The 16,088-nt window shown below is 57.2% G+C and carries 13 protein-coding genes; 4 read left to right on the plus strand and 9 right to left on the minus strand.

Features of this window, described 5'->3' with window-relative positions:
* Nucleotides 1-8 precede the first annotated feature (8 nt).
* The 9 genes from tssH to tssA form a co-directional block, all read right to left on the minus strand.
* The gene (tssH, locus tag JJL52_RS17005) at nucleotides 9-2,720 is read right to left on the minus strand and encodes a type VI secretion system ATPase TssH (protein WP_202053688.1); all 2,712 of its coding nucleotides are present in this window, start codon (nucleotides 2,718-2,720) and stop codon (nucleotides 9-11) included.
* On the minus strand, nucleotides 2,717-3,742 hold the full coding sequence (tssG, locus tag JJL52_RS17010) for a type VI secretion system baseplate subunit TssG (RefSeq protein WP_202053689.1): 1,026 nt from the start codon (nucleotides 3,740-3,742) through the stop codon (nucleotides 2,717-2,719). The genes tssH and tssG overlap by 4 nt, the downstream gene beginning before the upstream one ends.
* Nucleotides 3,706-5,571, minus strand: a complete 1,866-nt coding sequence (gene tssF, locus JJL52_RS17015) for a type VI secretion system baseplate subunit TssF (protein WP_202053690.1) — start codon at nucleotides 5,569-5,571, stop codon at nucleotides 3,706-3,708. The genes tssG and tssF overlap by 37 nt, the downstream gene beginning before the upstream one ends.
* Complete coding sequence (gene tssE / locus JJL52_RS17020) at nucleotides 5,568-6,230, minus strand: type VI secretion system baseplate subunit TssE (protein WP_202053691.1); 663 nt, start codon at nucleotides 6,228-6,230, stop codon at nucleotides 5,568-5,570. The genes tssF and tssE overlap by 4 nt, the downstream gene beginning before the upstream one ends.
* Nucleotides 6,223-7,044 (minus strand): type VI secretion system accessory protein TagJ, encoded by an 822-nt coding sequence (locus JJL52_RS17025; RefSeq protein WP_202053692.1) that lies wholly within the window; start codon nucleotides 7,042-7,044, stop codon nucleotides 6,223-6,225. The genes tssE and JJL52_RS17025 overlap by 8 nt, the downstream gene beginning before the upstream one ends.
* 91 nt (nucleotides 7,045-7,135) lie before the next feature.
* Nucleotides 7,136-7,618 (minus strand): Hcp family type VI secretion system effector, encoded by a 483-nt coding sequence (locus JJL52_RS17030; RefSeq protein WP_202053693.1) that lies wholly within the window; start codon nucleotides 7,616-7,618, stop codon nucleotides 7,136-7,138.
* A 66-nt stretch (nucleotides 7,619-7,684) separates the two neighbouring features.
* Nucleotides 7,685-9,187 (minus strand): type VI secretion system contractile sheath large subunit, encoded by a 1,503-nt coding sequence (gene tssC, locus JJL52_RS17035; protein ID WP_202053694.1) that lies wholly within the window; start codon nucleotides 9,185-9,187, stop codon nucleotides 7,685-7,687.
* Between the two features lie 22 nt (nucleotides 9,188-9,209).
* Nucleotides 9,210-9,746, minus strand: coding sequence for a type VI secretion system contractile sheath small subunit (gene tssB / locus JJL52_RS17040; protein ID WP_202053695.1), 537 nt, complete (start codon nucleotides 9,744-9,746; stop codon nucleotides 9,210-9,212).
* Between the two features lie 66 nt (nucleotides 9,747-9,812).
* Nucleotides 9,813-10,862: a type VI secretion system protein TssA gene (gene tssA, locus JJL52_RS17045; RefSeq protein ID WP_202053696.1), complete on the minus strand. Its 1,050-nt coding sequence runs from the start codon at nucleotides 10,860-10,862 to the stop codon at nucleotides 9,813-9,815.
* Nucleotides 10,863-11,340: 478 nt separating this feature from the next.
* On the opposite strand from tssA, the gene tagH reads away from it, so the two are divergent.
* Genes tagH through tssL form a run of 4 tightly spaced genes read left to right on the plus strand, consistent with a single transcriptional unit; the run spans nucleotide 11,341 to nucleotide 16,080 of the window.
* Nucleotides 11,341-12,888, plus strand: a complete 1,548-nt coding sequence (tagH, locus tag JJL52_RS17050) for a type VI secretion system-associated FHA domain protein TagH (RefSeq protein ID WP_202053697.1) — start codon at nucleotides 11,341-11,343, stop codon at nucleotides 12,886-12,888.
* A gap of 46 nt (nucleotides 12,889-12,934) precedes the next feature.
* Entirely contained in the window at nucleotides 12,935-13,396 is a 462-nt protein-coding gene (gene tssJ, locus JJL52_RS17055) for a type VI secretion system lipoprotein TssJ (protein ID WP_202053698.1), read from the plus strand.
* A 39-nt stretch (nucleotides 13,397-13,435) separates the two neighbouring features.
* Nucleotides 13,436-14,773 carry a type VI secretion system baseplate subunit TssK gene (tssK, locus tag JJL52_RS17060; RefSeq protein WP_272901756.1) on the plus strand — a complete coding sequence of 446 codons (1,338 nt, stop codon included), beginning with the start codon at nucleotides 13,436-13,438 and terminating at the stop codon, nucleotides 14,771-14,773.
* A 5-nt stretch (nucleotides 14,774-14,778) separates the two neighbouring features.
* Nucleotides 14,779-16,080, plus strand: a complete 1,302-nt coding sequence (gene tssL / locus JJL52_RS17065) for a type VI secretion system protein TssL, long form (RefSeq protein ID WP_202053700.1) — start codon at nucleotides 14,779-14,781, stop codon at nucleotides 16,078-16,080.
* The last annotated feature ends 8 nt before the right edge of the window (nucleotides 16,081-16,088 follow it).

The raw sequence follows: 16,088 nt of genomic DNA on the forward strand, positions 1-16,088 counted from the left end.
TGTTCATCCTAGGCAAATCGGTATTGAAACTCGCCGTCCTTGACCTCCACGCCGACCTTCGTGATCGGTTCGCCGGTCAGCATTTTATTCAAAAATTCCTCGCTGATCGCCGGCAACACCGTATTGGTCAGAATCGCATCGACCACGCGCGCGCCGCTTTCGACTTCGCTGCAGCGGTCGGCGATCAACTGCACGACATCTTCGCCGTAACTGAAAGGAATACCCCGGTTTTCCATGATGCGCTTGCCGATGCGGCCCAGCTGCAGATGAATGATCGATTTGAGCATTTCATCGCTGAGCGGATAGTAAGGAATCGTGACCAGGCGTCCCAGCAGCGCGGCCGGAAAAATTTTCAGCAGCGGCTCGCGGAGTGCTTTGGCGATGCCTTCGGGCTCCGGCAGCAATTCCGGGTCCTTGCACAGGTTCATGATCAGATCGGTGCCGGCGTTCGAGGTCAACAGGATAATCGTGTTCTTGAAATCGATGAAACGGCCTTCGGCGTCTTCCATCCAGCCTTTGTCGAAAACCTGGAAAAAGATTTCGTGCACATCGGGATGGGCTTTTTCGACTTCGTCGAGCAATACCACGCTGTAAGGCCGCCGCCGGACCGCCTCGGTCAGGATGCCGCCCTCGCCGTAGCCCACGTAACCCGGCGGCGACCCTTTCAGCGTCGAAACGGCGTGCGCTTCCTGGTATTCGCTCATATTGATCGTGATGATGTTTTCTTCGCCGCCGTAGAGCGCTTCGGCCAGGGCCAGGCCGGTTTCGGTCTTGCCGACGCCGGACGGGCCGCACAGCATGAACACGCCGATCGGCTTGCCCGGATTATCGAGGCCGGCCCGCGAAGTCTGCACGCGACGGGCGATCATGTCGAGCGCATGGCGCTGGCCGATCACCCGTCGATTCAGTGTATCGCCGAGCTTCAGGATCGCCGCGACTTCGTTCTTGACCATGCGCCCGACCGGAATGCCGGTCCAGTCGGCAATCACGGACGCGATGGCCTGACTGTCGACGGTCGGAAAGATCAACGGCCGCTCGCCCTGCAACGCGGCCAGTTGCGACTGAAGTTCTTTCAATTGCGGCAGCAATTGAAGACGCGTGGCATCGTCAGGCTGATCGGTTTTCGCCGGCTCCTCGGCCTGCAACTGGGCCGGGCCGGATTTGGCGGTGCCCGGATGCAACTGCGCGCGTAAGGCCAGAATTTGCTCGACCAGGACCTTTTCCTCTTGCCAGCGCGACTCCAGTTCGGACAGGCGCGACTGCTCTTCGGAAAGCTTATCCAGCACGTTTTGCCGGCGCTCGCCGGTTTCCACGCCGACCGCCGTTTCGCGCTCGATAATGCCCAACTCGACATTGAGTGCTTCGATCCGCCGACGGCTGTCGTCGATTTCGGCCGGCACCGCCGCCTGGCTGACCGCGACGCGGGCGCAGGCGGTATCGAGCACACTGACCGATTTGTCGGGCAATTGCCGGTCGGGGATGTAGCGGTGCGCCAGTTTGACCGAATCTTCCAAAGCCTCGTCGAGCAGCAGCACTTTGTGGTGCTTTTCCATCGCGGACGCGACACCGCGCATCATCAACAGGGCTTTCTCGTCGGTCGGCTCGTCGACTTTGACGACCTGGAAGCGGCGCGTCAAAGCCGGGTCTTTTTCGAAATGTTTTTTGTATTCGGCCCAGGTGGTCGCCGCGATGGTCCGCAACGTACCGCGCGCCAGCGCCGGTTTCAACAGGTTGGCCGCGTCACCGGTGCCGGCCGCGCCGCCCGCGCCGATCAAGGTATGCGCTTCGTCGATGAACAAAATGATCGGTTTTTCGGCCGACTGCACTTCCTCGATTACCTGCCGCAGGCGGTTTTCGAATTCGCCTTTCATGCTCGCGCCGGCCTGCAGCAGCCCGAGATCGAGCGTGCGGATACTGACATCCTGCAGCGGCGGCGGCACCTCTCCCGCCGCAATCCGCAACGCGAAACCTTCGACGACCGCCGTTTTACCGACGCCCGCCTCGCCGGTCAGGATCGGATTATTCTGGCGGCGGCGCATCAGAATGTCGATCACCTGGCGGATTTCGTCATCCCGGCCGACGATTGGATCCAGCTCGCCCTTGCGGGCGGCTTCGGTCAGATCGACCGAGAACTGCTTCAATGCGGCCTGTTTTCCCATCTGCGCGGGCGGCATCGCCCCGGAATACTCGCCGGGAGCGCCTCCTCCGGCCAGTTTGCTGCCGTCATGCGCCGACAGCAATTCTTCGGGCGAGCCGGCGACGATATCCTTGAATTCGTCGAGCAGCGTATCCGCATTGATCTTTTTGAACTGGCCGGAAATCGCCTGTAATGCGTTGCGTAAATCATTGGTCTTAACCATGCCGACGATCAAATGGCCGGAGCGCACCTGATTGCTGCCGTACATCAGGCTCGCATAGAGCCAGCCCTGCTCGACGGCCTCCTGGACATGCGAAGACAGGTCCGAGATCGAGGTCGCGCCCGCGGGAAGACGGTCCAGCGCTTCGGTAAAATCGCGCGCCAGATGCGAGGGGTTCAACTCGAACTTTTTGATGATACGGTGCAGGTCGGAATCCTGGAGTTGCAGAAGCTGGTGCAGCCAATGCACGATCTCTACATAGGGATTCCCGCGCATTTTGCAAAAAACCGTCGCGCTTTCAATACCTTTATAAGCCACATTATTGAGTTTGCCGAACAAAGCCGTGCGGCTGATCGCGGTCATGTCATTTTCTCCCTATCGAGGTATAAATCATTGGCATCATTCATTCTTGTTCCGGTTTGCAGCCAACTTGTCCAGCCGAGCCGCCCGTAGTTGCCGAGCTGAACGGCGGGCACTTCGTTGTTCTGCAAAACCAGATTCAAGTCCCAGTTCAATTCGAAGCCGGCATAGTTGTTGACAAGATCGAAAAGCCGGACGAGCATCTCGCCGCCCGGCAAAAACCGTTCATAGTCCGCCAGTTGCAAAGGACCCATCGTGATCCGGAATTTATGCTGGCATTGCCAGCTGCGCACGCCGATCACGGCCGACACGCCGAGCTGGCCCGTATTGTGGCGGCCGTCGAGATAGCAGTAACTGTCCCTGGGCATCTCCAGCCATTCCCCAATAAACTCCTCGATACGGACAGGAAGCCGAAAATAGGCATAGAGAATCGAGGCCAGCCCTTCGCTGTGCTTGGTATGGCAGCCGAGATGGGCGGCGAAATGCAGCTTGACATGGTCGTGGATGCTGTCCCGCTGCCGGAGCGACGGATCGCCCAGCCCGGCCAGCGAGCCGACGTACCAAGCGAAACGGTCGGACTCCGGACGATCCAGTTGCACGGTCGGCTCGGTATCGGCCCAGGCCCGGTAAAAGAGGGATAACAGGCGGTGGTGGAACATGTCGGCGAAGTCCGCGATCGTCATGTCCTTCGCATCGCGCATCCGGTTGCGCGCATGCTCGGTCAGATGCAGCGGCAAAGGACCGTTCGGCCCGAACACCCCGAAAAAGAACACCTTCAGCCAAGGCGGAAAGTCCGGACCGGCAACATACTCCGCCAGTGTCGAAGGGGCGAACTGCATACTCGGCGTCTGCCCCAGGCGCACCGGGTCGTCGCCCGGGCGTGCCGAACGACCGAGCCGGGGACGCGTACGATTCAGGCACTCCAAACGTCTCAGCGCCGCGAAAAAGCCGTGCGCATACGGTTCGCGGGCAAGACTGCCGAGGAATTCTAAATCAGCGTTCTGGTTCCCGTGCGCACCGGCCATCGCATGATTTCTCCCCGCTCGCGGGTTTTAACCGTCACTTGGGTAAAACTGTTGAGCGAAACATATTTACTGAAAAATTTTTCCAGGACCGCGCCCAGTAAAAACGCGCCGGCTCCGGAAAAGGCCGTTTCATCGAAAGTCACGGCAATCTCTACGCCGCGTCCGAAACACATCGGCCCTGAAACCGGCACACGCAGTACGACAGGCCGGCTTTGCACGCTTACCACACCGTCTATTTGCTTGGCCGCCGCCATCCCGCCCCAATCTCCGTAAAGCCGCAACAACTCGCGCAACGCCACGGCGCCCTGCTGTTCGTCATGATCGATCAAACTCAGGTAATTCAACGACAAATGACTGATCAGGCGCCAGGCGTGCTCCCCCTCCGGGCGTGAAGGCCTCGGCTCGGTCGGTTTAACGAGGCAATTGACCGCTGTCACCGGGGCGCTGATTTCGAGGCTGAAATCGGATTCACCCTCGCCCAAGAGCAGCAGCATCGGCAGATCGCGGTTCGTGCACAAGGCGGTCACGCCGAGCTGCCTCAAGTCGCTGCGATAAGGCACCGCATTACTATCGACGAGGGAAAGATAGACTTCGCTGCCCGGATAATCCGCCTTCAACCGGCCGGTCACATTCAGCGTGCCGTCCAGGGACGGCTGGCGCTGCACGGTATAATACTCGGCGCCTGAAGCCGTATCCGAATGCAGCGAATAAAAAGGCCGAAAGGTCTGCTCGACCGCGGTTCCCGCGCCGTACCCCGTCACCTCGGTCACCGTATGCACTTCATAGTCGCTCAATGCCGTTCTATCGACAACAATCTGATATCCGGCATTGCGGGTATTCAAATGAATGCGGTCCGTCCGTTTCGGAAAAAGATTGATCGCGGGCGTACAGTTCAGCATGAAGTTATCCTTGCCGATCAGATCTTCCAGCTCGGGCTTGGCCGTATCCAGCAAAAGGACGATCTCCACCGCGGTGTCTTCGCATCGGGAGAGCGCCGCCTGCAAGCCTGCCAGTTCGAAAAACATGAAACGCTGCGGCAGGGCAAAATATTCCTGCAGCAGACGGTAGCCCTGAAACGAAGGCGGTCCGTAAGGCAGCAGCGCCTCTTCGGCGCCGAACCCGACAGGACGGATCGCGTCAGCGAGCGTTTCGCGCCAGGCCGGGGACGCGGCGGCCGGCTGGACCACCACAGCAACCGCGTGGCCGAAAATCAATTCGTAGAGCTGGAGGGGCAGCGCGCCGATGCCGTGCAGATAAATCGGCAGCCGGTCGATCGGGAGTTGCCCGAAAGGCAAATCGAGCACCGTTTCCAGACGCAGACGAATAGCCGATTTGACCTTCCTTATGTTCGGCCCGGCATAACGCATCGCCGCGCCGAGCGGCAGATACCCGGCCTCGCTCAATTGAATCGGCCACAGGCGCAGTTCGTGCGCGGTACGAAACTCGCATTTGGCACGGCCCTTGATGCTGGTATTGCTGAACAGCCGGGTTTGCCGGGGGATCGAAAAACCCTGCTCGGAAACGCCTCCCTGCAGGTCGGGCTTGAACTGCACCAATGCCATCGACGGCAGCGGCGCCAGATAATGCGGGTATACCATTTCCAGCAAATGCTGGGTAAAGCGGGGAAATTCCGCTTCCATTTTAAGCTGGATCCGTGCCGTCAGAAAAGCGAAGCTTTCCAGCAGACGCTCGACATAAGGATCGGCACAGTCGGTACCGCCGAGATCGAGTGCTGCAGCAATTTTGGGATGGCGTTTGGCGAATTCCATCCCCATTTCCCTGATGAACTGCAGTTCCCGTTGGTAATGGTCAAGAAAGCGGGGATTCATGAATGCGCTTCCGTCGGACGGTAGTCATATACCGCAACCTGTCCGTTTTCCAGCTCGAATTCGGTGCGTAAATGCAGATGCAGGGGCTGCGGCGATGCCCATAACTCGCCTTCGATTTCGAACACGACGGCGTTGTGGTCGAACAAGGTTTTATCCGCGATCACCCGTACCGCTAAAGTCCGTGGAATGATCCGGGGTTCGAAGTTGATAATCACCTGTTTCAGCAGACGTTCCATCTGCAAGACATCCAGGCCGGAGACCGTTTTACCGGTCAGGTCGGGCATTCCGTAATTCAGTACCGAATTCGCCACATCCGGAAGTTCTTCCAACTCTTCCTGAGGCGTATAACGGCTGGCATTCAGCAGCCAGTCCAGGTCGCGCTTGACGCAGGCGCGTATTTCCTTGAGCGACGCGACGGACGCCGAAAGCACATTAAATTGAACCCGGGCTTGTTCGAGTTGCCGGAGCAGTTGCTGACGCTCCCGCTTACTTTCTTCTGTCGCTCCGGTTTTACCGTCCTGGGGTAACCGGGCCAATGCCGCTTCGATACCCTGAATCGCTTCCTTCTGAAGGCGCATCGAGTAATTGATCGGATCGTCATCGGTCAAACGATCCAGCAACGAAGGCAGATAACGGTCCTTCGGCAACGATCTAGCCACCGGCGCGCTCCGTTTCCCGATCGACGCCGGCATTGAAATGAATCTCCCGGACATCGAGTAAAGGGTACTCGGCGACATCGGTGGTCAGGATTTTTTGACCGATGCCGAGGAACACGTCCTCTCCGCACTCGTCCCAGGCGGTTTTGCGGGAGAGCGCAAACAAAGGATCGTCGTGCCGGTAAGACGCCGGATAGCGCGCCGGGATTACGCCGTAACGTTCGCCGCCGTTGCTCCAGGTAAAATGCGCGGGCAACCAGACGACGTCGCGCAAATCGGCCGGTTTCTCGATCACGACCGAAGCGATGCGTTCCGTCGGTACCCAAAAATAACGGCCGTCGATGATTGCTTCGAACACCGGCCCCAGCCGAGAGTCGCTATCGGCCAGCCATGCGAAACCCGTGCCGTCGATCGTTCCGGAAACCGCAGGCGCCAGCGCGAAGGCACGCTCGCGCAGCTCCCTGGAGTTGCCGTACCGACCTTCCGCGGTCAATTTGAGCGCCTGAACCAGCAACGCAGTCCATTCCGAAGGCTGCCCGAAAATTACCGGCATTTGACGACCCGAAAAAACCTCTTCGCGCAACCGCTCGCAGGCAATGACCTGACGATACATCGAGACCATCGCCAACGTTGCATCATCGAGTTCGCCGGCGACATTCAATTGCGTCAACGCACGTTCCCATTGCCCCAGAACCGACAGTAACTGAAACAGAAAAACCCGATAATCCGACTTGGCGGGATTCGCCCGAACCTGATCCTGAAGCCTTAGTAAAGCACTTTTCAGATCGCCCTGTTTCAAATATTCTTCGGCTGTCATTTGCTTAACGCAGGTGGATGATTAAGAGGCCGGCAGGCGGAGGCTAAAATGCCTCCGCCCTATACCGCAGCATTACGAAGAACGATTGAGATTAACCGCTTTTCTTTTCATAAAGATCAAAATACTTCGGACCTATTGCGGTATCGCCGGAACCATCCGCTTTGACAGGAGTATAAGTCCAACTGATCTTCTTATAAACAAAGGAAACCGATTCCGCCGGTCTTCCTGCACCCGTGCTACCGCTTAACTGGACACTCGAAACCATAACGTCCTCCAGCTCATATTTCAATATGCAGATCTTTTCGCCGGTGTCCTCGCATATTTCAAGAACCAGCTTGGCAATATGCTTGCCCTGGATGCAGTGAAGATTCAAATCGATACTCGCTTTATCGACTTCCTTCATAACCGAAAGATCACCGAATGAAGCGTCGCCTGCCGAGCGCCCTCCGGTTCCGGTGAATCCCGAAACCTGTTGAGAGACACCGATGCTGTAACTTAGGACTTGAATCCAGTCCGCATGCTTCTCCTCGGTGCACTCACCTTTAATTGGTTCTATTTGCAAATAAGCGGCCATAATGAATTACCCCTATATAATGATTAGTTAATAATAATTAGTTAGAAAATAACACTGCTTTCGGTCTTACTTCTTCTCGGAAGGCAACTTCGAAACCAGCCGCAGCGACACCGTCAGCCCTTCAAGCTGATAATGCGGCCTCAGGAAAAATTTCGAAGTGTAATAGCCGGGATTGCCTTCGACTTCTTCAACAACCACTTGCGCTGCGGCCAGCGGCTTGCGCGCCTTATCCGCCTCGGAAGCCGTGGCCGGGTTGGACTCGACATAATTGCTGATCCATTTATTCAGCCACTTTTCCATATCGTCCCGCTCCTTGAATGAACCGATCTTGTCCCTGACGATGCATTTCAGGTAATGCGCAAAGCGGCATACCGCAAACAGATACGGAAGACGCGCGGCCAGATTGGCATTGGCGGTCGCGTCCGGATCGTCATACTCGAACGGTTTCTGCAGCGACTGCGCGCCGATGAAAGCCGCAAAATCGGAATTTTTCTTATGCAGCAGCGGCATGAAACCGTTCTTGGCCAACTCCGCCTCGCGCCGGTCGCTGATCGCGATCTCGGTCGGACATTTCATGTCGACGCCGCCGTCGTCGGTAGGGAACGTGTGCGTCGGCAGCCCTTCCACGGCGCCGCCCGACTCGATGCCGCGAATCCGCGAACACCAGCCGTAGAGTTTGAACGCCTTGTTGATATTGGCACCCATCGCATAAGCCGCGTTGGACCAGGTATATTTGTTATGGTCGGCATGCTCGACATCTTCCTCGAACGCAAACTCTTCCACCGGCACCGTTTTCGCGCCATACGGCAGACGCGACAGGAAACGCGGCATCGTCAGGCCGATATAGCGGGAATCTTCCGATTCGCGCAGCGAACGCCAAGCCGCATAATCCGGCGTCTGAAAGATTTTGGTCAGGTCGCGCGGATTGGCCAGTTCCTGCCAGGACTCCATGTTCATCAAGGTCGGCGCCGCTGCGGCGATGAACGGCACATGCGCCGCCGCCGAAATCTGGGCGATCCCGTTCAGAAATTCGACATCGGTCGGGCGGTGATCGAATTCGAAGTCGCCCACCAAACAACCGAACGGTTCGCCGCCGAATTGGCCGTATTCGTGTTCGTAGATCTTCTTGAACAACGGGCTCTGGTCCCACGCCGTGCCTTTGAATTTTTTCAGGGTGCCGTGCGTGTCCTTTTTGGAAATATTGAGCACCTTGATTTTTAACATCTCGTCGGTTTCGGTGTTATTGACGAGATAATGCAAACCGCGCCAGCTGGCTTCGAGTTTCTGGAAATCCTCGTGATGCATGATCTTGTTGACTTGATCGCTCAGCCGTTTGTCGATCGCGGCAATCATCGCTTCGATCGATTTAACCGCATCGTCCGAAATCAGGCTGGTTTTCGACAGTGCCTGTTCGGCCAGGGTTTTGACCGCTTCCTCGACCGCTTCCTTGGCCCGATCCGATTTGGGTTTGAATTCTTTTTGCAGCAACGCGGCAAAATCGCCGCCTTCCCGCGTTTCTGTCGCCGCGGCAGGAGCTGCGACATCAGCTTGAGTTTCGGTTTCAGCCATTGTTAACTCTCCAGTCTAATTCTTATTCGGATGCGCCGAGCGCTTCGGTTTTACTGCTGTCGCCGGCCGGCTTCGGCGCCGATGCCAGGGACTGCAACAAGGCCGGATCCTGCAGCGCTTTCGCGATCAATTCTTCGGCTCCCCCTTTGCCGTCCATGTAGGTCAACAGGTTGGAAAGCTGGGTACGCGCCTTCAACAGCTGATTCAATCCCTCCACCTTGCTGGCAATTGCACCGGGAGAAAAATCGTCCATGCTTTCGAAAGTAATATCGACGCTCAGGTTGCCTTCGCCGGTCAGGACGTTCGGCACTTGGAAAGCCACCCGCGGCTTCATGGCCTTCAGGCGGTCATTGAAGTTATCGACATCGATTTCCAGAAAATCCCGTTCCGCAACCGGCGCCAGAGGATCGGCCGGCTTGCCGGACAGGTCGGCCATCACGCCCATCACAAAAGGCAATTGAATCTTTTTTTCGGCCCCGTAAAGTTCTACGTCGTATTCGATCTGCACTCGCGGTGCCCGATTGCGGGCGATGAATTTTTGACTGCTTTCTTTGGCCATGATTGACTCCTAAAAGTAAATGGGTTGTGGAATCGATGTGCGAGAGGCGCATCGATATCTTTATTCTTATGGGTTATTCCGGTTTGTCACGCCGCAAATCGTTTCCGCCTGTTTCACTGCATCGGGCGCCAGCTCGGACAGAATTTCCATAAAATTCATCGTCAGCATTTTCTTGGCCCGCAGCAGTAGCAAGGGCACCGGACTGGAGGGCTCGTAGCGCTCGAAATATTTGCAGATCGCATCGATCGAACGGATCACGTCTTCGCGGCTCTGAATGCCGCCGTTTTTGGCGGGAGCCCGGCTCGGAACGGCTTCACCCTCCACTCCCGGCATTATCTCGGCTTCAGCGCCTTCGTCCTGCACGGCCTCGGCCCGCTGCTGAATCTTTTCCGCCAAAAACTTGTTGATGTTGATGAGCATGCCGAGCAGCGGCGCAATATCCGGCGTATTGACGGACCCGGCCTTGTCGGCGACCAGCGCGACGATGTCCTGGAGCAGCTTCTGCGTTTGTTTGAAATGAGCCGCCTGATTTTTCAGGAAATCGAGCGGCGTGTCGAGGAAAGCGGCTTCGATCAGCGCCATATCGGGGATCTGGTCGCTTTTGGGAATCACATTGGCCTCGACGTCCCTGGAAAGCTCGATTTCGCGCCAGCAAAAATTGCCGGCCTTGGATTGCGTCAGAGGGAGTTTGCCAAGCGGGCCGAGTATTTTTTTACCGTCCTTGAGCGTGCCGAGCGTATTCACCCTCAGGATGGGGTAATCGTCTTCCGGATCCTGCCGGGGATGGACTTCTTCCCAATATTTCGCCAACAGGCCGTGGATCAGCGACAGTCCTTCGTTCAGTCCCGAAATGCCGTCGGTATGGAGCAAAGCGCAGGACAGATGCATCGCAATCTGAATATCCCGGCTGCGCGTCAGCAGGTCGAGCGCCGAGGCGCGAACTTTTTTCCAGTCGGGCTCGACCTCCGGTACAATTTCACCGCCCATTTGCCGCTCGCCGACAAATTTCGCCTCATTTTCCAACTGAGCGAAAGCGAAATCGTCCTCCAGGCTTGCACCGCAAGGGGAATCGGGCGCAATTTCGGTTAAGTAATTCTCTAGGGTAAAGCTGCTCACTGGTCCACCTGCTGCTGCCGATCGTCACCCGCCTGAACCGCCCGCACCGTTTACCCGGTCAGCCCAGCATTGACTTTAACTCTTCCTCTTCGATTCTAACATCAATATATTCGGACATTAAAGGGTTTTATTTATGATCCTTCGATTATTTATTCAGCAGGCAGGAACACGGAAAATCGCATAAGCCGACCGTAAGTTCGCCCGCGTGAACCCCCTTGCCCGAGCCTTAAATCATTCGGCTGATGACGGCACTCCGCTCCGCAATCCAAGCAATTCCTCGTTAAGTAAATCCCCGCCGCTGACGGATAATTTATAGGATTCCGCGCAGCTTGCGTTGATGAACAAGAATACGCTATAGTGGAGCAATGGCTTCCTGGCAGGGACTTGAGTTCGACAAATGATTTGCTTTGCCCATGGCTAACGTGTGTTCATGTTGGTGAGAAGGTTCCGTAACCGGTAAATCAAAGCGGCGTGTTAAATGAAACTTTATTTAAGCATCACATCAGCCGAAGCGAACCCCGGTTTTGCTTCCTCGATCACCCTGGATCACGAAGGCGCAACGATTGGCCGGCTCAGCGACAACACGCTGGTCCTCCCCGATCCGAAGAAATATATCTCCGGACATCACGCACAGATTCAATACCGGGCTCCCCACTATTTCATCATTGACACCAGCACGAACGGCGTACTGATCAACCTGTCTCCGGTGCCGCTCGGGAACGGCAACAGCGCCATGCTGAACGACGGCGACCGCGTCCAGATCGGCGACTACACGATTTCGGTCAAACTGCTCGAGTCCTTCCCTGAAGCCTCCCCATTCGACAAGAGGGGATTTTCCGCCGACGATTTCGAAGCCAAATCTTTCGATTTTTCCGATGATCCGTTTGCCGAAATCGGCGTAGATGCCATCCAGCAAACGATCGAAGACAATGAGCTGATTCCGTCCGACTGGAAGGACCGGCACGACCCCTTCGACCTGCCCCTCTTTCAGGATGCTGCTGTGGGTGAACAGGAAACGGGCCGGCCCGATCCGCAAGCGTTCGAGCAAGTCCCGGCGTTTAAAGAAGCGTTCCAACCTTTTTCCGGCCACGCGGAGGAACCACAGTCCGAAGCGGCCACCGCGCCCGCTTCCACGGCATCGGCCTCCGATATTTTCGGCGCGGATTGGTTTAGCGGCCCCGGCAAAAACAAAGCCGCCGGCGGAGCCTTGTCCAAGTCATCGCCTTTCGCGGACTTTCCTGTCCCGTCCCCGGAGGAGCCGGATGAAAAAACCAGCCCTCCGCAGATTCCGACGCCAAAAGCCACCAGAACACCCCCCGTCTTCGAGCCCGAGCCCGAACCGGCGCCGGTATTCGAGAAGACACCGCCGGCCCCTTTGCCTGAAACGGAAAAACCGGCGCCTGCGGACGATCTCAAGGATGAACTGATCCGCAGTTTTCTCCGCGGCGCGGGCCTCGAAGACAGCCTGAACCCGACGGCGCTGACTCCGGAATCCTTCCATACCATCGGCAAGATCGTGCGGGAATCCCTCCAGGGCACGCTCGATGTATTGGTCGGCAGGGCCAAAATCAAAAACGAAATGCACCTTGACGTGACGACAATCCGCGCCCGGCAGAATAATCCGATCAAATTTTCGGTCAGTGCGGAGGAAGCGATGATCAAACTGCTGACCGTGCAGGACAAGGCCTATTTGCAACCCGATGCCGCAATCAAGGAAGTGTTCGACGACATTCGTGCGCATCAGTTTGCGGTGATTGCCGGGATGCGCACCGCACTGCTCTCGGTGCTCCAGCGTTTCGACCCCAAAAAACTCGAACAGCGCCTGCAGGCCACCAGCCCGATTGCCGCCAGCATCCCGTTTCACAAACAGGCCAAACTGTGGAGCCTGTTCGAACAGCTTTATAGCGATCTCGGCCGGGAAGCGGAAGACAATTTTTATCACCTGTTCGGGCAGGCTTTCGCAGAAACTTACGAGCAGCAACTGCGAAAAATAAAAAGTTCTTCACACGACCAGACTCCCTATTGAAATGATGGACAAACGCACATCCCGATCATGCCCACTTTCCCTCGCGATGGCTTTAGGCTTTTTGTTGCTGGGAGGCTGCGGCTCGGACCCTGAAAAACAGGAGGATAAGGTCGAGGCGCCGGAACCCACGACGAAAGAAATCGAAGCGACAATCGCGGTTTCCGATACGGTCAATCCCGATATCGACGGGCGTCCCTCGCCGGTCGCGGTACGCATCTACGAGCTGAAAACCCTGGGCAAATTCGAAGTGGGCGATTTTTATAAACTGTTCGATGAATACGAGGCCTTTCTAGGCGCCGATCTGATCGCCTCCGAACAATTTCACCTCAAGCCGGGCGACACGAAAACCCTCAAACTTAAAGTGCCGCTCGAAACGAACTATTTTGCGGTGACGGCCGCCTACCGCGATTTAGATCGCGCGATCTGGCGCGCTTCCAAGGAACTGGAGGGAAAACAAGCGACCCGATTCGAAATCAGGTTGGATGCCTTGAGCATCGGCATTAAATAATCATCCTCATTGCGCCCATTGGGCACGCAAGGTAAACATATGTCCTGGAATAATAAGGTTATCTGGACGGAGGGCATGTTTCTCCGCCCTGTCCACTTTCAACAACAGGAGCGGCATTTCCAGCACTGGGTCGAAGCGCGCTGCGGAGGATTGCAGTGCTACGCCTGGGGCGTCACCCACCTCGAAATCGATCAGCAGCTGCTGACGCTCGGCAAGTTTGCGGTGACCGCCTGCCGGGGCATTTTTCCGGACGGCACGCCTTTCAGCATTCCGGACCACGATTCGGCGCCGACGCCGCTGGATGTCGCCACTGATACCAAAGATCAAACCGTCTTTCTGGCGCTTCCGGTCGGCCGCGTCACCGGCAGGGAAATCGCATGGGGAAACGGCGACGATGAATTGAGCCGTTACCGGATGCGGGAAATCGAGATCAAGGATCTGCAGTCGCCCTCGGGCCAGGACAGCGCCACCCTGCAAAGCGGTGAAATCCGGTCCCGCTTCCTGCTGGCCCGACAAAACAGGGACGCTTTCGTTGCAATTCCGATCGCCCGCATCAACGAAATCAAATCCGATAAACAGGTCGTACTCGACAGCCAGTTCATTCCGACCGGCCTCCATGCAGGCGGCGCCGCCCCGTTAAGCGCCTATATCCGCGAGATCGAGGGCATTCTGCAGCACCGCGGCAGCGCGCTGGCGCAGCGGCTGGGTTCGCCCGGCGCCGGCGGTGCGGCGGAAATCATCGATTTTTTGCTGCTGCAGGTCGTGAACCGTTATCAGCCGCTGCTGGCGCACTTCGCCACCGTCCGGGAACTGCATCCGGAAACCTTATACGGTGTCCTGCTGCAGATGGTCGGCGAACTCGCGACCATGACCCGGCCCGAGCGCCGGCCCGAGGCTTTTCCGGTGTATAGCCACGAAGATTTAACGGCCTGCTTCCCACCGGTGGTGGCCGCATTGCGCGAGGCACTGAGCTGGGTATCGGAATCCCGGGCGATACCGATTCCGCTCGAAGAGCATCCGCACCAGATCCGTACGGCGATCATCCCGGACCGCCAATTACTGCAATCCGCCGAATTCGTGCTCGCCGTCAACGCGCAAATTCCCACCGAAAAACTGATCACTTTACTGCCCCGCCAAACGACCATTACCACGGTCGAGAAACTCCGCGATTTCGTGATGGCGCAGGTTCCCGGCATCAAACTCACCACGCTGGCCGTGGCGCCTAAGCAACTGCCCTACCATAAGGGGATGAGTTATTTCAGACTCGATAAAAACAACCCGCTTTGGCAGGAGCTGGAGAAAAGCGGCACGATCGCGATGCACTTCTCCGGCGAATACCCGGGACTTGAGCTCGAATTCTGGGCAATCAGAGGATAATCGTTATGCACTCAGACGACCCGTTTTTTTCCCCGCCGTCCGACGACCGGACCGTCATCCGTCCCGTGCCGGGCGGCCGGCGAACCACCGTGCAGCCGCCTCCGGCGCCGGAACCGGTGCGGTCCGCCGCAGCCGTCCCGCTGGTAAAACTGGGCCGGCTGAATCCGCTGGAGCGGGCAGCTTCGGTCCTCTTGGCACTGGTGACGCGGCTGAATACCTCGCATTACCAGGCCGACCCGATGGGACTCAAAAATAAACTGGTCAAGGAAATCGAGCAATTTCAACTGGCCGCACAGGCGGAACAGATCGACACGCAAACCATTTCGAGCGCGCGCTACGTGCTTTGTACGGTACTCGACGAAGCGGTGATCAATACTCCGTGGGGACACCAGAGCGGCTGGGCGCAACAAAGCCTGTTGAGCATTTTCCATAAAGAAGTGTCCGGGGGCGAACGCTTCTTCGATTTGCTGAAATCGCTGGCGCAGAATCCCGGAAAGAACCGCTACCAGCTCGAATTGATGTATATCTGCCTGGCGCTCGGATTCGAAGGCCGTTATCGCCTGGTCGAAGGCGGCAAGAACAAGCTGGCGGGTATCCGCGAGTGGCTGTACCAGATTCTGCAAAAGGAAAGAGGCCTTGCCGAACCGGCCCTGTCCCCGCACTGGCAAGGCGTGGTGGACCGGCGCAACCCGCTGATCAGGCTGGTGCCGCTGTGGGTGTTCGGCGCGGCCGCCGCCGCCCTGCTCGCGGTCATTTTCAGCCTGTTTTTATTGAAGCTGAACCATGAATCCGATCCCGTGTTTGCAGCGATCCACGCGATCAAACCGCCGGTCATCCAAGTCGCCGAACAGGAACCGTTGCCTCCGCCAGCCGCGGAACCGCAGTTGACCTTATCGGGCCTGCTCGCGAACGAAATCGCGCTCAAACTTCTGAATGTCACCGAACTTACGCATCGCAGCATCGTAACGCTGCAAAGCGACAATCTGTTCGAATCGGGCAGCAGCGCCGTCAATCCCAAGATCTACCCGCTCCTGTACCGGATCGCCGAATCGCTGAACCAATTGCCCGGACAGGTGCTGATCACCGGACATTCGGACAACGCCCCGATCCGCAGCGCCCGCTTTCCTTCCAATTGGCATCTTTCCAAGGCGCGCGCCGAAGCGGTTGCCGAAGTGATCGAACAGAACCTCAAATCGCCCGACAGAACGACCATCGAAGGCAAATCCGACCTCGAACCGGTGGCTTCCAATGCAACCCGCGAAGGTAAAGCCAGGAACCGGCGCGTTGAAGTCACCCTGTTGAAATAATTTTCGAG

The sequence above is a fragment of the Candidatus Methylomicrobium oryzae genome (assembly GCF_016745425.1).
Classification (GTDB): Bacteria; Pseudomonadota; Gammaproteobacteria; order Methylococcales; family Methylomonadaceae; genus Methylomicrobium; species Methylomicrobium oryzae.